The sequence below is a fragment of the Arthrobacter zhangbolii genome (genome assembly GCF_022869865.1).
Classification (GTDB): domain Bacteria; phylum Actinomycetota; class Actinomycetes; order Actinomycetales; family Micrococcaceae; genus Arthrobacter_B; species Arthrobacter_B zhangbolii.
Map to the genome: position 1 here is coordinate 420,566 of NZ_CP094984.1, position 22,395 is coordinate 442,960.

The window sequence follows — 22,395 nt, forward strand, 5'->3', positions numbered from 1 at the left end:
CAACGAAGGGAAGAGTCATGGGCGATGACGCGCGTCAGCTAGTTCTCGATGAGAGCGGCGAAAACGCTGCTAGCCAGCCGCTGGACAGCATAGACGGTGGGGCTGATGCCCCGACCACCCACCAGGCCCTCCTTGCGTGGGTGAAGGAAGTTGCCGAGCTGACGCAGCCTGACCGCGTGTATTGGGTCGATGGCTCCGAGGATGAAAACCGGATCCTGACCGATGAACTCGTGGATGCCGGAACCCTGGTCCGGCTGAACCCGGAAACCTTCCCGAACTCCTTCGCTGCGTTCTCCGATCCGAAGGACGTGGCCCGCGTCGAGGAGCAGACCTTCATCTGCTCGGAAAAGCGCGAAGACGCGGGGTTCACCAACAACTGGATGGACCCGGCCGAAATGCGTACCAAGCTGAACGGGCTTTTCGCCGGTTCCATGCGCGGACGCACCATGTACATTGTTCCCTTCGTGATGGGCCACCTCGAGGCCGAAGATCCGAAGTTCGGCGTCGAAATCACCGACAGCGCCTACGTGGTGGCCTCCATGCGCATCATGGCCCGGATCGGCACCGATGTGCTGCGGAAGATGGAAGAGCTGGATGCCTTCTTCGTGCCGGCGCTGCACTCCGTGGGCTACCCGCTGGCCGAGGGTGCCGAGGATGTTGCCTGGCCCTGCAGCGACGAGAAGTGGATTGTGCACTTCCCGGAGGACCGGTCCATCTGGTCCTACGGTTCCGGTTACGGCGGCAATGCCCTGCTGGGCAAGAAATGCTACGCCCTGCGTATTGCCTCCATCATGGCCCGCGACGAGGGCTGGCTGGCTGAGCACATGCTCATCCTCAAGCTCACCAGCCCGGAGCAGAAGGACTACTACGTCTCCGCTGCCTTCCCCTCGGCCTGCGGCAAGACCAACCTGGCTCTCCTCGATCCCACGATCGAGGGCTGGAAGGTCGAAACCCTCGGCGACGACATCACCTGGATGCGGTTCGGCAAGGAAGGGGAACTGCGCGCAGTCAACCCGGAGGCGGGCCTGTTCGGCGTTGCCCCCGGCACCGGCTGGAGCACCAACCCCAACGCCATGCGCGCCATCGCCAAGGGCAACTCCATTTTCACCAACGTGGCTCTGACCGATGACGGCGGAGTCTGGTGGGAGGGCATGACGGACGAAGCGCCGGCGCACCTGACGGACTGGCTCGGCCAGGACTGGACCCCCGAGTCCGGCCGCCCGGCAGCGCACCCGAACTCGCGGTTCTGCACCCCGATTGACCAGATTGACATGCTGGCCGACGAGTACCATTCCCCGAACGGCGTCCCGGTCTCCGCGATCCTCTTCGGCGGCCGCCGCAAGACCACGGTCCCGCTGGTGACCGAGGCCCGTGACTGGGCCAGCGGCATCTTCATGGGTTCCACGCTGTCCTCCGAAACCACCGCGGCCGCTGCCGGCCAGGTGGGCGTGGTCCGCCGCGACCCCATGGCCATGCTGCCCTTTATGGGCTACGACGCCGGGGACTACCTGCGCCACTGGATCGAACTCAGCGGCAAGGCCAACCAGGAGACGCTGCCCAAGATCTTCCTGGTCAACTGGTTCCGCCGGACGGCTGACGGCGGATTTGCGTGGCCGGGCTTCGGCGACAACGCCCGGGTGCTCAAGTGGGTCATTGAACGCCTCGAAGGCAAGGCCGGCGCCGTGGAAACCCCCATCGGCTTTGTGCCGACCGGGGATTCCATTGACCTCACCGGCCTGGACATGACGCCCGAGGACGTGGAGCAGGCAGTGCGGGTTGATCCGCAGGAGTGGGCCACCGAACTGGACGGTATCGACGAGTGGTACGCCCGCTTCGGGTCCACCCTGCCGCAGGAGCTTCAGGACCGGCTGGCTGAGCTGAAGGAACGCTTCGCAGCCTGAGGCTGAACCTCACGGATAGAAGAAGAAAAAGGGTGGTCCCGCCGAATCCGGCGGGACCACCCTTTTTGTTTTACTGCTGATTGTTTTACTGCTGAGGCTTAGGCTTCCTCTGCGGCCCAGACGATCGGTTCGCCGGCCTCCCAGATGGGCTCGTTGAAGGTCCACTCTTCCCCGTTGGAGGAGTAGGTCTGGATGGCGGAAATGCAGACGCCTTCGGAGTGTTCGGTCACCACGTGGATGGCGTCGGTGTTTTCCTCCGGCAGGTGGATGTCGGAGAAGACCGCCACTGCACGGTTCTCGCCCTTCTGCTCGGTAAGCACCGTGTAAATGTCATCGATCATGGCGTCGGCGTCGAGGTCCTCGTCGCTTTCCTCCGGTGCAACAGCGATCATCCGCAGTTCGCCGTCGTTCTGCACCACGAGTGCGGCGGGCAGGAACGCGCCCTGCGCTTCCAGCTGCTCCTGGGCGACGCCCAGGGCCGTGCCGATCAGGGAGTTCAGATCCTCCTGGACCTGGGCGGAGGGTTCGCTGCCGTTCAGTTCTACATCTGTCATGTTTTATTTCCTCACTAGTTCAAGTACGTGGTCGCGGACGCGCTCCATGGTGGGCAGGTCCTCTGCTTCAGCGTTCAGCCGCAGGAAGGGTTCTGTGTTCGAGGCGCGGAGGTTGAACCACCACGCGCCGTCGTCGGAAGTGAACGTCAGGCCGTCGAGCGCGTCAACCGTGACGCCGTCGCGCCCGTATTCGGCGCGGACGCGGTCCAGCGCAGCGGGGACGTCCTCGACCCGGGAGTTCACTTCGCCGGAGGAGAAGTACGGTTCGTATTCACGGGCCAGGTCCGAGAGGATGCGGTTCTGCTCGCCCAGGGCGGCCAGGACGTGCATGGCCGCCAGCATGCCGGTATCCGCGTTGTAGAAATCCCGGAAGTAGTAGTGCGCGGAGTGCTCGCCGCCGAAGACAGCTCCTTCGCTGGCCATGACGGCCTTGATGAAGGAGTGGCCCACCCGCGTGCGGACGGCGCGGCCGCCGTCGTGCTCCACCAGCTCGGGCACGGCACGGGAGGTGATCAGGTTGTGGATGATCACCGGGGTCTGCTCCCCGGCTGCCTTGGCACGGGCAATTTCGCGGCGGGCCACCAGCGCGGTGACGGCGGACGGGCTCACCGGCTCGCCCTTTTCATCAATCACGAAGCAGCGGTCGGCGTCACCGTCGAACGCAAGGCCGATGTCGGCGCCGTGTTCGATGACGGCGGCCTGCAGGTCCCGCAGGTTTTCCGGCTCCAGCGGGTTGGCCGGGTGGTTCGGGAAGGACCCGTCCAGCTCAAAGTAGAGGGGAATGATGTCCAGCGGCAGGCCGGGAAGGATGCTGTCGCCAAGGACCGCCGGGGTGGTCATGCCGGCCATACCGTTGCCGGCGTCCACCACAACCTTCAGCGGGCGGATGCCGGAAAGGTCCACCAGGTTGCGCAGGTAGCCGGCGTAATCGGCGAGCACGTCGCGGACGGAGATCCGGCCGGGCTGAGCCACGGTGTCAAACCCCGCGCCGTTCAGGTACTGCTCGGCGAGGGCCTGGATTTCCCGCAGGCCGGTCTCGGAAGAGATGGGCACGGCTCCGGCCTTGGCCATTTTGATGCCGTTGTACTGTGCCGGGTTGTGGCTGGCCGTGAACGTGACACCGGCAGCGTTGAGCACACCGCAGGCGTAGTACAGCTCGTCTGTGGAGATCAGGTCCAGCAGCAGCACATCGGCGCCGCGGGCGGTGGCCCCGCGGGCAAAGTCCCGGATGAACTCGGGCGAGGACGGACGCATGTCACCGCCTACCAGCACCGTCTGTCCGGCCAGGCCCTGCACGTCAACAAACGCGGCCCCTACGGCCTGGACGATCTGCGGGGTGATTGTCTCGCCCACGACGCCGCGGACGTCATAGGCCTTAAAGGACGCGGAGAGGTCGAATGCATTGTTCACGTGGGCCAGTCTATAGGGCCGCCTGCGGCGCGGAACTTGTGCACACCGGAAATCCGGCGCAGGAAACAGTCAGAGGAGGCTGGGATAGTGGAGGTATGGAACGCACGGATATAGACGCCCCCTCTGACGCCCCTTCTGACGGCGCGGCCCGGAACCCCGCCCTGCATGCTGAAGCCGTGCAGCTGCTGCGGGCCTTGGTGGGCAACGATTCGGCGCAGTTCCACCAGGATCAGTTTGAGGCCATTGAGGCGCTGGTCTCCGGCGGACGGCGTGCCCTGGTGGTCCAGCGCACCGGCTGGGGAAAGTCCGCCGTGTACTTCGTCGCCAGCCTGCTGCTGCGGGCCCGCGGTGCCGGACCCACACTGATTGTCTCCCCGCTGCTGGCCCTGATGCGGGACCAGGTGGCCGCCGCCGGGCGTGCCGGGGTCCGGGCGGAGGCCATCAACTCCGCCAACCAGCTGGAATGGCAGGAGATCTCCGCCAAGCTGGAAGCCGATGAGGTGGATGTGCTGCTGGTCTCCCCGGAGCGGCTGAACAACCCGGGATTCCGGGAACAGCACCTGCCCGAACTGATCCGCCGCTCCGGGCTGCTGGTGATTGATGAAGCGCACTGCATTTCCGACTGGGGCCACGATTTCCGCCCGGATTACCGCCGGATCCGGAACCTGATTGAACAGCTGCCCGCCACCGTGCCGGTACTGGCCACCACGGCAACCGCCAACAGCCGTGTGGTGAAGGACATAGAGGACCAGCTGGCCGCCGGCGGGGAAGACGTCTTCACCATCCGCGGTCCGCTGGCACGGAAGTCACTGCGGCTGGGAGTGCTGCGGCTGCCCAATCCTCGGGACCGGCTGGCCTGGCTGCTGACCCACCTGGAGGAGCTGCCAGGCAGCGGCATCATCTACGCCCTGACCGTATCCGGCGCTGAAGACACGGCCCGGCTGCTGCAGAAGGCCGGGCATCCGGTACTCGCGTACACCGGGCGCACCGATCCGGCGGACCGGGAGGAAGCCGAAGCGGCACTGAAGGAGAACCGGGTCAAGGCACTGGTGGCCACCAGTGCGCTGGGCATGGGTTTCGACAAACCGGACCTGGGCTTCGTGATCCATCTGGGTGCACCCTCCTCCCCGGTGGCGTACTACCAGCAGGTGGGACGCGCCGGCCGCGGCACTCCCAATGCCGACGTCCTGCTGCTGCCCGGTGCCGAGGACCGGGACATCTGGCAGTACTTCGCCACCTCCTCCATGCCCGCCGAAGGCCCGGCCAACGCGGTGCTCGCGGAACTGGCCGACGGTGCGGTGCTGTCCACCGGAGCCCTGGAAACCCGGGTCAACCTCAAGCGCTCGCCGCTGGAACTGCTGCTGAAGGTGCTGTCCGTGGACGGCGCCGTGGAAAAGGTGACCGGCGGCTGGCGGGGCACCGGGAAGCCGTGGCACTACGACCGCGAACGCTACGAGCGGATTGCCGCAGCCCGGGTGAAGGAACAGCAGGCAATGCTGGATTACGAGAGCACCTCCGGCTGCCGGATGCAGTTCCTCTCCCTGCAGCTCGATGATCCCGCTGCGGCGCCGTGCGGACGGTGCGACAACTGTGCCGGACGCTGGTTTGCCTCCGATGTTGCCGAGGAGGCGGCGGACAACGCCGGACAGGCACTGAACAAGGTGGGTGTGGATGTGGACCCGCGGGGTATGTACCCCTCGGGCATGGACCGGCTGGGCGTGCCGGTGAAGGGCAAAATCAAGCCGGCCCAGGCGGTCTCCTCCGGGCGTGCGCTGGCCCGGCTCACCGATCTGGGCTGGGGCGGCCGGCTGCGGGAGATCTTCGCCCCCGGCGCCGGGGACGCTCCGGCGGATGCCGCGCTGATCAACGGCTGCGTCCAGGTGCTGGCGCAGTGGGGCTGGGAGCAGCGCCCGGTGGCGATTGTGTCCGTCCCGTCCCGGTCTCATCCGCAGCTGGTGGATTCGCTGGCACGCGGGCTGTCCGAGTTGGGCCGGATTCCGTATCTGGGCGCCCTGCTGGCCCCGCACGGCGGGCCTACCGGCGGCCCGGGCGGCAACAGCGCCTTCCGGCTCGCGTCGGTCTGGGACCAGTTCGCCGTCCCGCCCGAGGGCGCTGCCTGGTTCGCTGCCAACCCGGGTCCGGTGCTGCTGGTGGACGATTTCGCGGACAGCCGCTGGACCCTGACCGAAGCAGGCCGGGTGCTGCGCGAGGCCGGTGCCGAGTCGGTGCTGCCCTTTGTCCTGGCGCTGAAGGCCTGACCGGCAGCCTCAGCCCTCGGCGAGGAAGCCCAGCAGTGCCTTGTTGACCTCGGTGTGGTGGGTCCACAGCAGTCCATGGGGTGCGCCGTCGATCTCCACATACCCGGCTTCCGGCACCAGTGTGCGGAACCGGCGGGCAGTGGCATCGATGGGCAGGATGTTGTCCGCTGTGCCGTGCAGAATCAATACCGGCTTCCCACTGTCGCGGACCGCCTCCACATCCGCCCGGAAGTCCTCAATCCAGGTGGGAACCACCGCGTAGGCGGCCATCGGCGCGCTGCCCGCGGCGGTATTCCAGCTGGCGGTCACCGCTTCCTGGCTAATCCGCGTGCCCAGGTTCTCCTCCAGGTTGTAAAAGTCGGAGAAGAAGCTGGTGAACCAGGCGAACCGGTCCTCCCGGGCCGCGGCTTCGATCCCGTCGAAGACATCCTGCGGCACACCGTCCGGGTTGTCCTCCCGGGCCACCAGGAAGGGTTCAAGCGAGGCGAGGAAGGCGAGTTTTGAAATGCGCCCGGCACCGTACCGGGAGACGTACCGGGCCAGCTCGCCGGTGCCCATGGAAAAACCGACCAGAACCACGTTGTTCAGGTCCAAGGTCTCCAACAGTGCGTTCAGGTCCTCAGCGAACGTGTCGTAGTCGTATCCGGTCCCTGCCATCGCGGACCGGCCAAACCCGCGGCGGTCGTAGGTGATCACACGGTAGCCGGCCGCCAGCAGCTCACGGGTCTGCCGCTCCCAACTGGAGCCATCCAAGGGATAACCGTGGATCAGCACCACCGGTTGCCCGTCGCCGTGGTCTTCGTAATAGAGGTGGACTGTGGTGCTGTTTTCGGTGCCTGCGGCAATGTATCCCATACTGGTTTCCTCTTCCCGGTCCCTGCGGAACCAATGATCCGCTGCGCAGTACCCGCTCTGCGTCGAAGGTGACACTATTTCCGCAGCGTCGCGCCGTAAACACGTGGCCGGGGAAACGGGCTCGCGGCCCGCCGACGCCGCGGCAGCGGATCCGCGGACGGCGTGCTAGATTTCCCGACACCGGGACCCGACCCACGGACTAGGGCATCCCGGCAGGACGAGGGAACACACGGGGGAGAACCATGGGCACCCAAACGGCAGCGCCCACACCGGGCACGGATGCGGCGCATTCCGCCGACCGCCGGGCGGCCCTGTGGCTGTACGCTGCCACAGGCACGGCGGCAGCGCTCGGGATCGTGTGGCAGCTGGCGGGAGCCGGCGGGCTGCCGTTTGTTCCGCAGAACCAGGCCGGTTCCCTGCTGGTGGCCTTCGGCGCCGGAATCCTGGCGGCGGCCCTGCTGCTGGCCGCCTGGTTCCTCACTGCACGCGCGGAGGAACGTCTGGGAATCCGGCAGCAGCGCGGAGCCCTGGCGGCACTGGCCGGGCTGGGCGTCTTCTGTATTCCGTTTACTCCCGCGCTGGTCTTCAGCCCGGTTCCCGGTCTTGCGCTGATTCTGCTCTCGGTGCGGACCCGGGACCTCCGCACCGCTGCCATGGGTGGAACGGCACTGGCGGCGGCCCTGGTGCTGGCTTTTTTCCCGGCCCTGCCCTTCGCGGCGCCGATCCTGGCTCTGGTTGCCGCAGCCGCGTTCGCCGTCGTTGTGCAGGCAGGCTCCCGCCACGGCCGGGGCGGCGCCGGTTACTCCCCGCGGAAAACCGGCTGACGCCGCTCGGCGAACGCGGCGGTCGCCTCACCGAAGTCGTGGCTGGCCAGGAACGCCGAGTTCCAGACCTGCACATAATCCAGCCCGTCCTGCACGGAGTTCTGCGTCCGCCGGTTCATCACCTGCTTGACGCCCTGCACCACCAGCGGCGGGTTCGCTGCCACCTGGGCGGCCAGCTCACGGCCCCGGGCGACGACGTCGTCAGCCACTTCGGTGACCAGGCCCAGTTCACGGGCGCGGGCGGCGTCGAAGTCTTCGCCTGTCAGGGCCAGCTGCCGGGTGGCACCCTCACCGATGATGGCCGGCAGGCGCTGCAGCGAGCCGAGATCGGCCACGATGGCCACCTTCACTTCGCGGACGCTGAACCGTGTGGCAGGGGAGGAGATACGGATGTCCGCCGCGGCGATCACATCAATGGCCCCGCCGATGCACCAGCCGTCCACGGCGGCAATCACGGGTTTGGCGCAGCGGGCCAGCGAACTGACGGCGTCCTGCAATGCGCGGATCTGCCGGCGGAAACCCTCACGCAACCTGGCGTCCATCCCGCCGGCACCCAGCAGCGGAGCGAAGACGGGAGCCATGGCCGGCAGGTCCAGGCCGTAGCTGAAGTTCCCACCGGACCCGTACAGCAGGACGGACCGGACATCGTCATTGGTGCTCAGGGCATCAAAGACCTCGGGCAGCTCGGTCCAGAAATCCGGGCCCATGGCGTTGCCCTTGGACGGGCCAATCAGCTGGACCTCGGCTACGCCGGCATGAATTTCGACACGGAGGGACCGCAGTCCCGGCAAAGTGGTGGCGCTGGAAGTCATGGCATCTCCGTTGATTGGCCGTGCATGTGTCGAACGTCAATATACCGGCCGTTTTAGGGCCCGGAGAAAGCGAAGCTAGGATCAAGGTATGGAGCTTGCGGTTATCATCCTCTTCGTCCTATCCATCGCTGTTGTGAGCGCGCTCGTGGGCAGGTTCGAGAAGCGCCGCGCCGCCGCGGCCAAGGACCGTCCGGCCTCGGCGCCGCGCTCCACCGAGGGGCAGCCGGCCAGGCCTGCCCGCCCGTCGCGCCCGCGTCCCGCACCCGGGGAGACCGGCACCTCGCCGCAGGCTGCCAAGGACGCGGCCGCCCTGCTTAGCGCGGACCAGCACAGGCAGATCTATGCAGCACTGGGCCAGGGCCAGCCGGTCAAGGCACTGAAGCTTTACGCCATGTTTACCGGCGCCGGTATCCGCGCCTCGGGTGCCGCCATCCAGAACATGGCCGCACACCCGCAGCCGTACGTGCGCCCCATCCCGGACCCCGCACCCGAATCCGGGAGCGATGCCGCCCCCGCAAAGGGTGCTGCGACACCGGACGCCGCCGCGAAGGCAGGCAAGGCCGATCCGGTGGAGGAAGAGGAAATCAGCAAATGGGCGCAGCAGCTGCGGCCCGAGGATTTCCTGAAGCCCTGACGGCTCTACGAACCTGAAACAGCAACGCCGGACCGGCAGCCCGGTCCGGCGTTGCTGTTCTTCGGGGCTCTCCCTGCGTCGGGAGCTTAGCGTCCGGTGCGTCCGCCGCCGAGCAGGCGCTCGCGCTGGTTCAGCCCGTCGGGGCCATAGGGATAGTTCCCTACCTGCGGCATGCTCAGCTCGGTGAGCCTCCCGGTCTCCTCCTGAGTGAGCGTGAGGAACGCTGCGCCCAGATTGTCTGCCAGCTGGTCGGTGGTCCGTGCACCGAGAATCACCGAAGTCACTCCCGGGCGTCCGGCCAGCCAGGCCAGGGCCACCTGTGCCACGGTTGCCCCGTGGGCGTGTGCAACGGTGCGCAGCTCGTCCAGGATCCGCCAGGTCCGTTCGTTGTGGCTGCGCAGGTCCCAGCCCTGGAACTGGCGGGTGGGGTTATCTCCCACGCGGGTGTTTCCCGCAGGCACGGTCTCCCGGTCATACTTGCCGGTGAGCCAGCCGCCGGCCAGCGGGGACCAGGGCAGCAGGCCCAGGCCGGCATCGAGTGCCGCCGGAACAATTTCCGATTCGATTTCACGTTCCAGCAGGTTGTACTGCGGCTGCAGGGTCACCGGCAGCGCCCAGCCGTGTTCGCGGGCCACATACACGGCCTTGGTCAGCTGCCAGCCGGTGAAATTGGAGAGACCGTAGTAGCTGATCTTGCCTGCGGTGATGGCGTCATTGAGGAAGCCCAGGCTTTCCTCCAGCGGAGTGTACGGATCCCAGGAGTGCAGCTGGTACAGGTCCACGTGGTCCACGCCCAGCCGGGTGAGGGAGTCATCCAGGGCGCGGCGCAGGTGCCGGCGGGAGGTGCCCAGGTCATTGGCGCCCGAGCCCATGGGGAAACGGCCTTTGGTGGCCAGCACGACGTCGGCGGCGGCGTCGGGATTGGCGTGCAGCCAGCGGCCGATGATTTCCTCCGATGCACCGGCGGTGTAGACATCCGCGGTGTCGATGAAGTTGCCGCCGGCGGCCACGTAGTCATTGAGCAGGGCGTGCGAGACGCGCTCGTCGGACTCGTTGCCGAAGGTCATGGTGCCGAGGGCATAGTTGCTCACCGCAGTGCCGCTGCGGCCCAGTAGTCGCATTTCCATGGGGGCTTCCTTCACTGTTGGGATGCTGACGGACCGGCTGTCAGCCTATCCGGCTCCGGCTCCGAACGCAGCGGCATACGATCGATGCGCAATGCGGCGAACAGCAGGGAGTCCCGCCGCTGCCCGTTGACGCTCTTATGGCCGCGCAGCCTGCCTTCAAAGCGGAAGCCGTTTTTCTCCAGCACCCGCACCGAGCCGGTGTTGTCCGGGTGGCAGGTGGCTTCCACCCGTTCCAGTCCCATGGTGTCGAAGGCATGGTCCAGCAGCAGCCCGGCGGTTTCGGTGCCGATGCCCTGCCCCCAGGCATCCTTCGCCAGGGTATAGCCCAGTTCCCCGTCCCGGTCCGCGGGGCTGGTGGTCCACACCGCTGCCGTGCCCACTACCTCACCGTCCACCGTGACGGCGAGCGTGAAGCCGGGCCGCTCCGGCGCGGCAGCTTCCGCGACGGCGCCGTCAAGAAAAGAGCGGGTTTCCTCGGGCGTGTTGGGCCCCCACGTGGACCACTGAACCACCGCCGGGTCCGAGGCGAAGGAATGCACGGCGTCGAAATCGGTGGGCATGAGGTCCCGCAGGGCCACGCGTGGTCCGCTGCGCGGGAAGTTGTTAGTCGGCACGGAGCTGAATCTACCGGAGCCGGAGCGCAGTTGCCGGAGCAGGGATGCGCGCCGAAAAGGAGGGGATAAGCCGCCGTCCCGGGGGTGAACGCAAAAAGTCCCCCGGAAAACCGGGGGACTAGTGGCGGAGACGGGGAGATTTGAACTCCCGGTGGGCTTTAGGCCCACACTTCATTAGCAGTGAAGCCCATTCGGCCGCTCTGGCACGTCTCCAACATACTGATTCAGCATGGCTTGCAGCTTCCGCTGCCAGCCTGACAAGACTACCGGCAAGCGGCCGGTTTCGGCAAAACGCCTCAGGCAAGCCCGCCGGTCAGCGCTTCCCAGAGAAATTCGTAGGACATGGCGTACATGCGGGCGCTCTGCCGGTTGTCCGCCGCACCGGCATGGCCGCCCTCCAGGGCCTCATGGAACCAGACCTTGCCGGCGCCCATGGACTTCATGCGGGCGGCCATCTTGCGGGCCTGCACCGGTCCCACCCGGTCATCGCTGGTAGCGGTCCAGATCAGCGCGGGCGGGTAGGACACGCCTTCCCTGATCAGGTGGTAGGGCGAGAAGGTCTGCACAAACTCCCACTGCGCCGGATCATCCGGATCCCCGTATTCGGCAATCCAGGAATAGCCGGCCGAAAGCTTGGTGTAGCGGCGCATGTCCAGCAGCGGCACCCCGCAGGACACGGCACCGAACAGGTGCGGATACGTGGTGAGCATGTTGCCTACCAGCAGTCCGCCGTTGCTGCGGCCGGTGCAGCCAAGATGCTCCCGGGAGGCGACGCCGCGCGCGGCCAGATCCTCTGCCACGGCAGCGAAATCCTCATAGGCCCGGTGCCGGTTCTCCTGCAGTGCGGCCCGGTGCCATGCCGGACCGTATTCCCCGCCGCCGCGGATGTTGGCCAGCACATACACCCCGCGGCGTTCCACACCGTCGGCATCGGTGATGCGGCGTTCCAGCCAGCCGCGGCCCACCATGCCGCTGTAGGCAGGAGTCAGGGAGGCCTCGAATCCGCCGTATCCGTTCAGCAGGGTCGGGTTCCCGCCGTCGAGCACCAGGTCCTTGGGGCCCACTTGGAAATACGGGACCCGGGTGCCGTCGGCGGAAACAGCGAAATGCTGTTCGACGGTAAGCCCGGAGGTGTCGAAGAACGCCGGCGAGGTCTTTACTGGCGTAGCGGTGCTTCCTTCGGACCCGCCCACAGCCAGCGTTCCCCGGGAAACAGTGGACGGGGTCAGGAACCCGGTGCTGATCAGCCAGTAATCGTTGCCGGCTTTCTCATCCTCGTCGTCCACCGCGTAGGCATCCACCGAGTGCAGCGGCGGGCAGGCGTCCAGCAGTTCCGCCCGCCAGCCCTCCTCCGGTGCCAGGACGGTGATTTGGGAGCTGACGTCGCGCAGCAGGTTCAGCAGCAGGCGGTCGCGGGTCCAGCTCCAGGATTGCAGGGAGGTGGACGGTTCCGGGGTGAAGATGCGGTGCACCTTCCGGTTTCCGCCGGTGAAGTCCGCCAGTGATGCCGCCAGCAGTGACCCGGCCGGGTGGATCTCGCCGTCGAGCTCCCAGTCGGTGCGTGGACGCAGCAGCAGCCACTGCCGGTGCACATCCACGTTCACATCCAGCGGTACGTCCAGCTGGACCCATTCGCCGCCCTCCCGCAGGAAGGTGCGGGTGTTGTAGAAGTCGATGATGTCCACGGCGATGTCGCGTTCGAACCCGGGCGTCTGGTCCCGCTGCACCACGGCCATCATGTGGTCTTCCGGGACCTCGAAGTACAGCTCGGCGTCCGCCAGCTCCTGGCCGCGGCGCAGGATCCTGCTGGTGCGGGGGTAGGAGGAGGTGGTCATGGAGCCGGGGCCGAAATCAGTGCCGACGTACAGTGTGTCCTCACCGGCCCAGCTGATCCGGCTTTTCGCCGTGGGGATGTCGAAACCGCCGGGAACAAAGGCGCGGTCCACGACGTCGAACTCGCGGTAGCGGGCGGCGTCCCCGCCGTCGGGGGAAAGGACCAGCAGGGCACGCCGGTAGGAAACGCCGTCCGCGGGACGCAGGAACAGAGATCCGCCCCAGACCCACTCGGTGCCCTCGGCGGCGCTGAGTTCATCGAGGTCCAGCAGCACCTCCCACTCGGTATCCGGTGCCACGTAGCTTTCCCAAGTGGTGCGGCGCCACAGGCCCTTGGGATGTTCAGCGTCGCGCCAGAAGTTGTAATAGTGGTCCCCGCGTTTTCCGGCCATGGGGATGCGGTCGGTGGAATCCAGCACCTCCAGCAGTCGTTCCTCGGTGCGCTCAAAGCCCGTCCGGGACAGCAGCTCCTCCGTCACGGCGTTCTCGCGGCGGACCCAGTCCAGCTGCCTGTCGCCATAAATGTCCTCCAGCCAGAGGAACTCGTCAGTTTCTGCAGGGGCCTGGTCAGGGTTCGCCGAAGTCATGGCCCCATCCTAGTTCCGAACACCGCCCGCGGCCGGGACACCTCTCCTGCGGGTAGGCGCGGGAATCCGGGGCACGGACTGCCGATACCCTAGAGGCATGGGTTCCACGCAAAGTCTCCGGGTAGCTGTCATCGGTGCCGGCCCGCGCGGGCTGTCGGTGCTGGACCGGCTGCTTAGCCACCGCCGCGCGTCGGAGGACCGGCGGCCGCTGACCGTTGAGCTGGTGGATCCCTTCAACCCCGGTCCCGGCCACGTCTGGCGCACCGGCCAGTCCAGGCTTTTCCTGATGAACACTCCGGCGCTGTTTCCCACGGTGGTTCCCGCCGGTGACACGGTCCGGGACCTGCTGCCCTCACCGGAGGGGCTCTCCTTTAATCAGTGGCGCGAGCTGATGTCTGCCCGCGGCCATGCCGCCGAAGGACTCCCGGCCGGGGACCAGGCGGAACTCGCGGCCCTCGGCCCGGCGGACTTCCCCAGCCGTCCGCTGTACGGCCGGTATCTGGAATGGATGTTCGAGCAGCTGAAGAAAACCGCTGCCGAAGACGGCGTGGAGCTGGTGCACCGGCGTACCGAAGCCCTCAGCGTGACGCGGGCACCCGATGGCCGGCTCGTGGTGGAACTGGAGGCACAGCAGGTGCTGGCCGCGGACGCCGTCGTCCTGGCCATCGGCCACCTGCCGGCTCTGCTCTCGCCCGAGCAGGCGCGCCTGCAGGACGCCGCCGAGCGCCATCACCTCACCTACCTGCCGCCGGCGGTACCGGCCGACGTCGACTTCTCCCGCCTTCCCGCGGGAGAGCCGGTCCTGATCCGCGGGCTGGGGCTGAACTTCTTCGATGTCATGGCCGCCGTGACCATTGGCCGCGGCGGACGGTTCGTGGCGACCGGGCAGCCGGCCGGCCGGGCCCTGCGCTACGAACCGTCCGGGCGGGAGCCGCAGCTGATTGCCGCATCCCGCCGCGGCACACCGTACCGGGCCAAGGCCCGGCTGGACTCCTATGTGCCGCGCAGCGTACGGCTGCGCTGGCTCACCCGGGAAGCTGCGCAGGCGTTCAAGGCGGACGGGCTGCAGCCCGGCTTCGACCATGACCTGTGGCCGCTGTTGCACCGCGACGCCGTCTGGGCCTACTACAGCACCCTGGCCCGGGTGGCCGGGGACGAGCTGAACGGAACACCGCAGGAATTCCTGGAACAGCTCGAAGCCGCACTGCACCTGCCCGGACCGGAATGGGACGCGGCGAAGGAAGCGGTGCTGGACCGTTACGTCCCGTCAGCCCGGCGCACCAACCTTGAAGGTCTTGCCCAGCCGCTGGGCCGCCGCCCGTTCTCCGGTCCGCAGGAACTCGATGACGCCGTTCTCGCCTACCTGGAAGACGACGCCGCCGGGTCCGCCGCCGGGGAGGATGATCCGCTGAAGATGCTCATCGGCGCACTGAACGCCGGCCGCAGCCTGCTCAAATCCGTGGTGGCCGACGGCGGCCTGGCCGAGGCATCCTGGCTGGCGGAACTGCGCGGCTGGTTTGAACCATTGGTGGAGGGCCTGGCCAGCGGTCCGCCCCCGGAACGGATTGAGCAGCTGGCCGCGCTGGTCCGTGCCGGCCTGGTTCACTTTGTCGGTCCCGACCCGCGGTTCGACGTGGACGAGGCGCGCGGCGTGTTTACCGCCTCCTCGCCATGGGTCGGCACGGAGTACGCGGCACGGACCCTGATGGAGGCGATGATGCCGCCCAACCGGGTGGACCGCAGTGTGTCCCCGCTGCTGGCCGGCCTGATCCGCGACGGACTGGCCCGGCCCAAGGTGATGATGTCCGCCGACGGTACGCCGGTGGTGACGCCCGGACTGGATGTCACGCTGCCGCCCTACCGGAGCGTGAGCGTGAGCGGTGAACCCGTCCCCAACCTGTACGTCCTGGGGCTGCAGCTCTCCTCGGTCCAGTGGGGCACCGCCATCGCCGCGGAAGCCGGTTCCTCGGCCGCGGAAGGTTCGAGGACGCTCCGCGACGCGGACGACATTGCCGCCGCTGTGCTCACGGGTATCGGATCCGGCACCCGGGAAGACGCCGGTATGCCGGCTGTGCCGGCCGGCACCTAACCGTCCCCGCACCGGGGCCTGTGCGTCGCAGACTACCAGCGGCGTCGGCACTGCTATCTCTGCCACGCCCGGGACTCCGCGTCGCGCGAACCACCGGGGCCGGCAGCTGCCGGAAACTTAAAATTAGGGCAAGGGCATGGTCGAGGTACGTGCTCCGGCAGGCGCCGGCAGGTCCGGTTGCTTGGTCTTCCCGTCCCGAAAGGAAACCGTCCGATGAAAGCTTGGCAGTACATGGGGAACCGTCAGCCGATCCAGCTGAACGAGGTCCCGGAACCCGTCCTAAGCCCCACCCAGGTCCTCATCGATGTGAAGGCCGCCGGCCTCTGTCACTCGGATGTGATGTACATGGAGGTGGGGGACTCCGCCATGCCGTTCCTGCCGATGACGCAGGGCCATGAAAATGCCGGTGTTATTACCGCGCTCGGCTCCGAGGTTACCGGTTTCAAGGTGGGCGATGTGGTGGGGGTGTGCTCCTCCGGCGTTCAGCCGCCCCTGGGCATGTTCACCCCCGGCGGCTTCGCGGACAAGCTGGCGGCCGACTACCGTGACCTCGCCCGGGTCCCGGACGGCTTGGATCTCTCCCTCGCCGCCCTGGCCACCGACGCCGGCATGACCTCCTACCACGCGATGATCAAGGTCGGTGGTGCCGGCAAGGGCATGAAGGTGGGCGTTATCGGCTTCGGCGGGCTGGGACAGATCGGGGCCCGCGCAGCGGTACTCGCCGGCGCCGAAGTGCACGTGGCAGAGATGAAAGAGGAAGCATGGGAGGCGGCCCGGGAAGTGGGAGCCGTTTCCTGTGTCAGGGATGCCGCGGAATGGGTGACGGATCCCCGGCGTGGCGGCGACTTTGACCTCATCGTTGACTACGCAGGCTTCGACACCACGCAGAAGGCCGTGAACGCCGTCCGGCGCGGCGGCAAGGTGGTCCAGGTGGGCTTGGGCAAGCCCACTTTCACCGTGGCGACCAACACCATCCTGGGTAAGTCCATCGAAGGGTCGCTCGGCGGCACCGTAGCCGACATTGAGGAAGTCTTCGATCTGATGCTGCGCGGGGAAATCACCCCTGCGTACGAGGAAATCGGCTTCGACCAGGTGGGTGAGGGCCTGGAACGGCTGAAGAACAACCAGGTCCTGGGCAGGCTCGTGGCCCGCTTCGGGGACTAGCTTCTGTTCCACCCCGTAAACGACGGCGGCCCCGCACCACCAAAGGTGCGGGGCCGCCGTCGTGCTTTATACCCTTGTGCCGCTTAGAACGGGTAGTCGCGCGGAGCGTGCTGGATGCTGATGGTGTGGTCGGTGGTGAACTCATCAATGGCCCACTCGCCGTTGAACCGGCCGAGGCCGGAGTTCTTCTCGCCGCCGAAGGCAATGTGCGCCTCGTCCTGGACCGGGAAGTCATTGACGTGGGTCATGCCTGCCTTGATGCGGCGGGCAAAGGACACACCCTGTTCCAGGTTGGAGGTGAACACGGCGCTGGAGAGGCCAAGATCGGTGTCATTGGCCAGGGCCAGTGCATCCTCGGCGTCCTTGGCGCGCATGATGCCTGCGATCGGGCCGAAGATTTCCTCGCGGGCCAGTTCCATGTCCTTGGTGACGTCGGCAAAGACGGTCGGGGTGAGGACCTGTCCGTTAACTTCGCCTTCAAGCACCAGGCGGGCGCCCTCGGACTTGGCCGTCTCGATCTTGGTCTGCAGACCCTGGAGCTGGTTGGCGTTGATGATCGGGCCCACAATATTCTTCGGGTCCGTGGGATCGCCGGAGTTCAGCGTCTTCACGTGTGCGGTGAACTTCTCCACGAACTCGTCATAGACGGCGTCTTCCACAATGATCCGGTTCACGGCCATGCAGATCTGGCCCTGGTGCAGGAACTTGCCCATCGCTGCGGCGCGGACCGCCTGGTCCACGTCGGCGTCCGCCAGCACCACAAAGGGGCTGTTGCCGCCGAGCTCCAGCGCGGTGTACTTCAGCGTGGCGCCGGTGGCAGCCAGGGCGCCGATGTTCTTGCCCACCGGGGTGGAGCCGGTGAAGGAGATCATGCGGGGTACCGGGTGCTCCACGAACGCGTCACCGATTTCCGAACCGGCGCCGACGACGGCGTTCAGCACGCCCGCGGGCAGGCCGGCCTCTTCGAAGACCTTGGCAATGATCAGGGCGCCTGTGACCGGGGTGTCGCTGGCCGGCTTCAGGACCACTGCGTTGCCCAGGGCCAGGGCCGGAGCCACGGAGCGCTGGGACAGGTGCAGGGGGAAGTTCCACGGGCTGATGACACCCACAACGCCCAGCGGGGCGCGGTAGACACGCAGTTCCTTGTTCGGAGTATCCGATTCCATGATCTTGCCGGAGACCCGGTGCGGGAACGTTGCCGCTTCGCGGGTGATGGAGGCGGCGGAAGCCACCTCAATGTTTGCCTTGAGCATGGTGCTGCCGGACTCGGCGTTCAGCCACGCGATGATCTCATCGCGGCGCTCATCCAGGATCTCAGCTGCCCGGGCAATCACGGCGCGGCGCTCGTTGGGAGTTTTCGCCGCCCATTCCTTCTGGGCTTCCGCAGCTGCAGCGTACGCGTCATCCAGATCCTCCCGGGAGGCCTGCTGCATGGTCAGCAACTGGGACCCGTCGAAAGGATTGGTATCTGTCAGGACCTTTTCCGACCGGCCGTCGCGCCACTCGCCGCCGATGAACTGCTTGGCGGGGATCCAATCCGTGAGGGCGGGGGACGTTGCTTCAACCTGCGTTGTCATGACTTCTCCTTGATGAATCTTGACGTGTGTTGAGGGGTATAACCGGGCCGGGGGCCGAGGAATTCCCGATGTGAAGGCGCCGGGAAAGAGTCAAGACGAATATTAAACTAAGCACCCTTTGTTTTCCCGCCGACTGCGCCTACCGTGTGGCGTACACAGGCATTGCTTCCGGCAGTTCCAACGGCAAAGGACACACCTCATGAGTACAGGGGCGAGCGCTGCGGGTGACCGCGCGCGGGGGCAGGGGATCGGAGCAGGGCGACGGGCCGGTGCTGACCCGACACCGGACGGCCGGCGGTCGGAAGATCTGCGGCCGGACACCACCGATGTGGGGGACAGCAGCAGGCAGCGGGTGGTGGAGCGCGAGAAGGCCAGCTTCGGCGGGGTGAAGATAGGCTCGGCCTTTTTCGGCTGGCTTACCGCCATCGGCACCACGGTTTTGCTCAGTGCCCTGGCCACGGCGCTCGGCGCGGTGCTGGTAGCCAATACCGATGCCGGGTCAGCGGACGCTGCCGCGGTCAGCGTAACCGGGACCATCGTGCTGCTGGTCATCCTGTTTGTGGCCTATTACTGCGGCGGTTACGTTGCCGGGCGGATGGCCCGGTTCAACGGGATGAAACAGGGAATAGCAGTGTGGGTCTGGGCTCTCCTCATTGCCGTTGTTGCCGCCATCGCAGCGGCCATCGCCGGAGACCAGTTCAATATCCTGGTCCAACTCAACGGTTTTCCGCAGATTCCTGCCCTTGGCGGCAATGCAGCCGCTTCGGCTGTCATCGCCGCAGTGATTGCCGCTGCCGTGGCCCTACTGGGTGCCGTATTGGGTGGCCTGGGCGGGATGCGCTTCCACCGGCGTGTGGACAAGGCCGGTCTGGGGGACTGAGCGCTAACAGTTTGGGGGATGCACGATCCAACACAGCACCAGGCGCTGCGGCGCGGATATAGGAGACAATCGTGATCACCACCGAACAAATCGACGCCATCCTGAACCACGGGACAGTCGAAGGCCCCAACGGAGAGAAAATCGGGTCCGCCGGAGAGGTCTACCTGGACGATGAAACAGGGCAGCCGGCCTGGGTTACCACCAAGACCGGCCTCTTCGGGTCTTCCGAGACCTTTGTTCCCCTGGCGGACGCCACCCTGGAAGGTTCAGTAGTCCGGGTGCCGTACTCCAAGAGCATGGTCAAGGATGCACCGCGGGTGGACGAGGACGGGCACATCAGCGAACAGGAGCAGGACGAGCTCTACAGCTACTACTCCGTTGGCACCTCCTCGACCGGCCATCGTACGGATTCGTCCGGCACCTCGGGTTCCGGGGGAATGCAGGCGGATTCGTCCGGCACCTCGGGTTCCGCAGGAACGCACTCCGGTGTGGATGCGTCCGGGCGGTCCAGCGGTCAGCACGCACCCAAGGTGGGCCATGACACCTCCGGTCCCACCACCGATGATGCGATGACCCGGTCAGAGGAACAGTTGCGGGTGGGCAAGCAGAGCCGGGAATCCGGACGGGCGCGCCTGCGGAAATATGTCACCACCGAGAACGTCACCAAGACGGTCCCGGTGAGCCACGAGGAGCCCAGGCTTCGCCGCGAGCCGATTACCGACGCCAACCGTGACGCGGCAATGGATGGGCCTGCCATCAGCGAAGAGGAACACGAGGTTACCCTCCACGCTGAGGAACCGGTGGTACAGAAGGACACCGTTCCGGTGGAACGGGTCCGGCTGGACACCGAAACCGTGACCGAAGAGGCCACCGTCAGCGAGGACGTCAGCAAGGAAGAGATCGAAATGGAAGGCGAGGGCGGCCACGGGACGGAAGGGCGTCACCGCTCGTAGCCGTTCCTAAGCACCTCCATAGACGCAACATGGCAGCGGCGGCCGGAAGGCCCGCCGCTGCCAGACGTCAGCTGGTACTGGTCCTTCTATCCGGATGCGACCGGATCCACCGATCCAGCAGGCGTGCAAACTCGGCACTGTTGTCTTCCGGGAACCAGTGGCCGGCATCCACTGCCACTACTTCAACGTTGGGGAAACGGTCCTTCAGACCGGAGGCCAGCAGGGGAGAGATAAAAGGATCCTCCAGCGGTACGATCACCTGCACGGGACCGGCATACGTGCCCATGGGCGGGGTGGACCCGGATAACATATTGGCCCGGTAAAGCTGCAGTCCGCGGATGGCGTTATCCCCGATGCTCCGCCCTGACCGTTTTTCATAGCGCGGGGTCAGCACGTACTTCCACGCCGCCTCCGGGACGGCCGGCAGTTGAAAGGCCGCCACATAGGAACTGCGGAGCACCTGTTCCAGCGCCTGCGGCCAGCGCAGGGGAGTCCGCACCCGGGACGCCAGCCAGTTCCGAACATGTCCCAGGTCCGGGCCGGAAACGCTGGTGTAGCTGAGGATGCGTTCCTCGGCGCGTGGATCCTGCAGGGCGGCCCAGCCCTGGATTGAACCCCAGTCATGGGCGGCCAGATGAACGCTGCCGGCTCCGGTGGCGTCCAGTACCGCGTACAGATCCTCCACCAGCAGATCCAGCCGGTAGGACGCCGTCTCCCCGGTATCCACGCGTGAGGCCCCGGCATTCCGGGTGTCGTACGTAATCACATGCCGGTCCGCAGCGAGTGCCTCAACTACGGCGTCGAACACATGATGATCATCCGGGTACCCGTGCACCAGTAGGAGCGCCGGGTTCTCCGCAGTGGGCGGGGGCCCGTACTCGAACACCGCCAGATCGGCGCCCCTGCTGCGCACCGTACTCCGCCGTTCCGCCGCCGTCACCGGTTGCCTGCCTCAGTGTGGACACTCATTCCAGCACCCTAGCCGGTAGCAGCTGCCACGCCAGAGTATTTGCCCGATATCGTCAGCCGACTTACAGTTGGGCTCCGGGTCAAGCAACGGCCCGCCGCATCCACCACTGAAGGGCGGAGCTATGCGCACCGTCGGGATTGAAGAGGAATACCTCCTGGTCGACGGCGACACCGGCGTGCCGTTGCCGGTGGGGCCGGTGATCTGCGCGTCGGCCCCGGCGGACGGACAGCTGACGGCGGAGTTCAAGCAGGAACAGATCGAATCGGGTACCCGTGTGCATCTGGCCCTGGATACCCTCGCTGCGGACCTGATTGCCTGCCGGGCGCTCGCCGACTCGGCCGCGTCAGCGGCCGGAGCACGGGCTGCGGCACTTGCTACGTCTCCCTTGCCCTGCCTGCCCACCCTTACGGAAGGCAGCCGTTTCGCCGGTATGGAGCAGCGGTTCGCGCAGATTGCCCGGGAACAGCTCACCTGCGGGTGCCACGTGCACGTGGGGGTGGAATCCGATGAGGAGGGCGTGGCGGTTCTGGACCGGATCCGCTCCTGGCTTCCGCTGCTCGCGGCACTGAGTGCCAATTCCCCGTTCTGGAACGGTATGGATACCGGCTTCGCCAGTTACCGTTCCCAGGTCTGGAGCCGGTGGCCGATGGCCGGACCGTACCCGGTCTTCGGCTCAGCAGGGAATTATCACCGTTTGGTCGGTGACCTGCTGGCCACCCAGGTTCCCATGGACCATGGGCAGATTTACTTTGATGCCCGGCTCAGCCGCAGCCACCCCACCGTTGAGGTGCGGATAGCTGATGTCTGCCTGTACCCGGATGACGCCGTCCTGTTAGCCGCCCTGGTGCGTGCGCTGGTGGAAACAGCTGCCCGGGAATGGCGGAGCGGGGCGCAGCCGCGTGAGGTCCCGGAAAGCCTGCTGCGGCTGGCCGCATGGCGGGCAGGGCGGTTTGGTCTGGACGGGGAACTGGTGGACCCGCTCGGCGCCGCCATTGCGGACAACTCCACCGTGGCGAAAACACTGCTGGAATACGTCCGGCCGGTACTGGAGGAGCAGGGCGAAGTGGCCCTGGTGGAATCCCTGGGCCGGCAGGTGCTGGGCCGCGGGACCGGGTCCCGCCGGCAACGTGCCGTGTTTGCGCGCACCGGCAGCTTGGGGGCGGTGGTGTCCGACGCCGTTCGCCTCAGCAATGTCAGCGCGGCGCCGCTGCTAGAACGCCACCGCACCTGAGCCGGCGTCGGAAACGATCGCACGTCCCGGGCCAACACGTCCCGCAACCACAGGAAGCGCCGCCCCGGATATCCGGAGCGGCGCTTCCTGTGGTGTGTTGTGCTGTCCGCCCTGTCCCATAC

Annotated in this window: 18 protein-coding genes and 1 tRNA gene; 9 read left to right on the plus strand and 10 right to left on the minus strand. The window is 66.7% G+C overall.

The window, feature by feature from the left end:
* Nucleotides 1-17 precede the first annotated feature (17 nt).
* Complete coding sequence (locus tag MUK71_RS02060; RefSeq protein ID WP_227905026.1) at nucleotides 18-1,901, plus strand: phosphoenolpyruvate carboxykinase (GTP); 1,884 nt, start codon at nucleotides 18-20, stop codon at nucleotides 1,899-1,901.
* 98 nt (nucleotides 1,902-1,999) lie between these two features.
* Here the strand turns inward: MUK71_RS02060 and MUK71_RS02065 are convergent, their stop codons facing one another.
* Both MUK71_RS02065 and MUK71_RS02070 read right to left on the minus strand, forming a co-directional pair.
* Nucleotides 2,000-2,455 (minus strand): hypothetical protein, encoded by a 456-nt coding sequence (locus MUK71_RS02065; protein WP_227929373.1) that lies wholly within the window; start codon nucleotides 2,453-2,455, stop codon nucleotides 2,000-2,002.
* A 3-nt stretch (nucleotides 2,456-2,458) separates the two neighbouring features.
* Nucleotides 2,459-3,865 carry a phosphomannomutase/phosphoglucomutase gene (locus MUK71_RS02070; protein ID WP_227929374.1) on the minus strand — a complete coding sequence of 469 codons (1,407 nt, stop codon included), beginning with the start codon at nucleotides 3,863-3,865 and terminating at the stop codon, nucleotides 2,459-2,461.
* Nucleotides 3,866-3,960: 95 nt separating this feature from the next.
* On the opposite strand from MUK71_RS02070, the gene MUK71_RS02075 reads away from it, so the two are divergent.
* Complete coding sequence (locus MUK71_RS02075; RefSeq protein ID WP_227929375.1) at nucleotides 3,961-6,123, plus strand: RecQ family ATP-dependent DNA helicase; 2,163 nt, start codon at nucleotides 3,961-3,963, stop codon at nucleotides 6,121-6,123.
* A 9-nt stretch (nucleotides 6,124-6,132) separates the two neighbouring features.
* Here the strand turns inward: MUK71_RS02075 and MUK71_RS02080 are convergent, their stop codons facing one another.
* Entirely contained in the window at nucleotides 6,133-6,978 is an 846-nt protein-coding gene (locus MUK71_RS02080) for an alpha/beta fold hydrolase (RefSeq protein WP_227929376.1), read from the minus strand.
* A 242-nt stretch (nucleotides 6,979-7,220) separates the two neighbouring features.
* On the opposite strand from MUK71_RS02080, the gene MUK71_RS02085 reads away from it, so the two are divergent.
* Nucleotides 7,221-7,802 carry a hypothetical protein gene (locus MUK71_RS02085; RefSeq protein WP_227929377.1) on the plus strand — a complete coding sequence of 194 codons (582 nt, stop codon included), beginning with the start codon at nucleotides 7,221-7,223 and terminating at the stop codon, nucleotides 7,800-7,802.
* Here MUK71_RS02085 and MUK71_RS02090 read toward each other — a convergent pair.
* Entirely contained in the window at nucleotides 7,778-8,614 is an 837-nt protein-coding gene (locus MUK71_RS02090; protein ID WP_227929378.1) for a crotonase/enoyl-CoA hydratase family protein, read from the minus strand. The two genes, MUK71_RS02085 and MUK71_RS02090, sit on opposite strands and share 25 nt — an antisense overlap.
* Nucleotides 8,615-8,702: 88 nt before the next feature.
* On the opposite strand from MUK71_RS02090, the gene MUK71_RS02095 reads away from it, so the two are divergent.
* Nucleotides 8,703-9,248, plus strand: coding sequence for a hypothetical protein (locus MUK71_RS02095; RefSeq protein ID WP_227929379.1), 546 nt, complete (start codon nucleotides 8,703-8,705; stop codon nucleotides 9,246-9,248).
* An 86-nt stretch (nucleotides 9,249-9,334) separates the two neighbouring features.
* Here MUK71_RS02095 and MUK71_RS02100 read toward each other — a convergent pair whose 3' ends face one another.
* The 4 genes from MUK71_RS02100 to MUK71_RS02115 form a co-directional block, all read right to left on the minus strand.
* Nucleotides 9,335-10,375: an aldo/keto reductase gene (locus MUK71_RS02100; protein ID WP_227929380.1), complete on the minus strand. Its 1,041-nt coding sequence runs from the start codon at nucleotides 10,373-10,375 to the stop codon at nucleotides 9,335-9,337.
* 11 nt (nucleotides 10,376-10,386) lie between these two features.
* Complete coding sequence (locus MUK71_RS02105; protein ID WP_227929381.1) at nucleotides 10,387-10,989, minus strand: GNAT family N-acetyltransferase; 603 nt, start codon at nucleotides 10,987-10,989, stop codon at nucleotides 10,387-10,389.
* A 122-nt stretch (nucleotides 10,990-11,111) separates the two neighbouring features.
* A tRNA-Ser gene (locus MUK71_RS02110) sits at nucleotides 11,112-11,202 on the minus strand.
* Nucleotides 11,203-11,285: 83 nt separating this feature from the next.
* On the minus strand, nucleotides 11,286-13,409 hold the full coding sequence (locus MUK71_RS02115; RefSeq protein ID WP_227929382.1) for a prolyl oligopeptidase family serine peptidase: 2,124 nt from the start codon (nucleotides 13,407-13,409) through the stop codon (nucleotides 11,286-11,288).
* 97 nt (nucleotides 13,410-13,506) lie between these two features.
* On the opposite strand from MUK71_RS02115, the gene MUK71_RS02120 reads away from it, so the two are divergent.
* Nucleotides 13,507-15,498 carry an FAD/NAD(P)-binding protein gene (locus MUK71_RS02120; protein WP_227905044.1) on the plus strand — a complete coding sequence of 664 codons (1,992 nt, stop codon included), beginning with the start codon at nucleotides 13,507-13,509 and terminating at the stop codon, nucleotides 15,496-15,498.
* Nucleotides 15,499-15,711: 213 nt separating this feature from the next.
* A complete protein-coding gene (locus MUK71_RS02125) occupies nucleotides 15,712-16,662 on the plus strand; it encodes a zinc-binding dehydrogenase (RefSeq protein WP_227905045.1) in 951 nt (316 codons plus the stop codon).
* An 83-nt stretch (nucleotides 16,663-16,745) separates the two neighbouring features.
* Here the strand turns inward: MUK71_RS02125 and MUK71_RS02130 are convergent, their stop codons facing one another.
* Nucleotides 16,746-18,239, minus strand: coding sequence for an aldehyde dehydrogenase family protein (locus MUK71_RS02130; protein ID WP_227905046.1), 1,494 nt, complete (start codon nucleotides 18,237-18,239; stop codon nucleotides 16,746-16,748).
* 199 nt (nucleotides 18,240-18,438) lie between these two features.
* Between MUK71_RS02130 and MUK71_RS02135 the strand changes: the two genes are divergently transcribed.
* Together MUK71_RS02135 and MUK71_RS02140 are read left to right on the plus strand one after the other, a co-directional pair.
* Entirely contained in the window at nucleotides 18,439-19,119 is a 681-nt protein-coding gene (locus tag MUK71_RS02135; protein WP_227905048.1) for a hypothetical protein, read from the plus strand.
* Nucleotides 19,120-19,190: 71 nt separating this feature from the next.
* Complete coding sequence (locus tag MUK71_RS02140; protein WP_227905054.1) at nucleotides 19,191-20,072, plus strand: DUF2382 domain-containing protein; 882 nt, start codon at nucleotides 19,191-19,193, stop codon at nucleotides 20,070-20,072.
* 67 nt (nucleotides 20,073-20,139) lie between these two features.
* Here the strand turns inward: MUK71_RS02140 and MUK71_RS02145 are convergent, their stop codons facing one another.
* A complete protein-coding gene (locus MUK71_RS02145; protein ID WP_227905056.1) occupies nucleotides 20,140-20,985 on the minus strand; it encodes an alpha/beta fold hydrolase in 846 nt (281 codons plus the stop codon).
* Between the two features lie 178 nt (nucleotides 20,986-21,163).
* On the opposite strand from MUK71_RS02145, the gene MUK71_RS02150 reads away from it, so the two are divergent.
* Nucleotides 21,164-22,273: a carboxylate-amine ligase gene (locus MUK71_RS02150; RefSeq protein WP_227929383.1), complete on the plus strand. Its 1,110-nt coding sequence runs from the start codon at nucleotides 21,164-21,166 to the stop codon at nucleotides 22,271-22,273.
* Nucleotides 22,274-22,395: the final 122 nt, after the last annotated feature.

Excerpts from the sequence above, each read along its gene's own strand:
- MUK71_RS02095 (WP_227929379.1), top strand. The coding sequence starts at position 8,703 with ATGGAGCTTGCGGTTATCATCCTCTTCGTCCTATCCATCGCTGTTGTG.
- MUK71_RS02130 (WP_227905046.1), bottom strand. The coding sequence starts at position 18,239 with ATGACAACGCAGGTTGAAGCAACGTCCCCCGCCCTCACGGATTGGATC.
- MUK71_RS02115 (WP_227929382.1), bottom strand. The coding sequence starts at position 13,409 with ATGACTTCGGCGAACCCTGACCAGGCCCCTGCAGAAACTGACGAGTTC.
- MUK71_RS02060 (WP_227905026.1), top strand. The coding sequence starts at position 18 with ATGGGCGATGACGCGCGTCAGCTAGTTCTCGATGAGAGCGGCGAAAAC.
- MUK71_RS02065 (WP_227929373.1), bottom strand. The coding sequence starts at position 2,455 with ATGACAGATGTAGAACTGAACGGCAGCGAACCCTCCGCCCAGGTCCAG.
- MUK71_RS02120 (WP_227905044.1), top strand. The coding sequence starts at position 13,507 with ATGGGTTCCACGCAAAGTCTCCGGGTAGCTGTCATCGGTGCCGGCCCG.
- MUK71_RS02125 (WP_227905045.1), top strand. The coding sequence starts at position 15,712 with ATGAAAGCTTGGCAGTACATGGGGAACCGTCAGCCGATCCAGCTGAAC.
- MUK71_RS02150 (WP_227929383.1), top strand. The coding sequence starts at position 21,164 with ATGCGCACCGTCGGGATTGAAGAGGAATACCTCCTGGTCGACGGCGAC.
- MUK71_RS02075 (WP_227929375.1), top strand. The coding sequence starts at position 3,961 with ATGGAACGCACGGATATAGACGCCCCCTCTGACGCCCCTTCTGACGGC.
- MUK71_RS02090 (WP_227929378.1), bottom strand. The coding sequence starts at position 8,614 with ATGACTTCCAGCGCCACCACTTTGCCGGGACTGCGGTCCCTCCGTGTC.
- MUK71_RS02100 (WP_227929380.1), bottom strand. The coding sequence starts at position 10,375 with ATGGAAATGCGACTACTGGGCCGCAGCGGCACTGCGGTGAGCAACTAT.
- MUK71_RS02085 (WP_227929377.1), top strand. The coding sequence starts at position 7,221 with ATGGGCACCCAAACGGCAGCGCCCACACCGGGCACGGATGCGGCGCAT.
- MUK71_RS02135 (WP_227905048.1), top strand. The coding sequence starts at position 18,439 with ATGAGTACAGGGGCGAGCGCTGCGGGTGACCGCGCGCGGGGGCAGGGG.
- MUK71_RS02080 (WP_227929376.1), bottom strand. The coding sequence starts at position 6,978 with ATGGGATACATTGCCGCAGGCACCGAAAACAGCACCACAGTCCACCTC.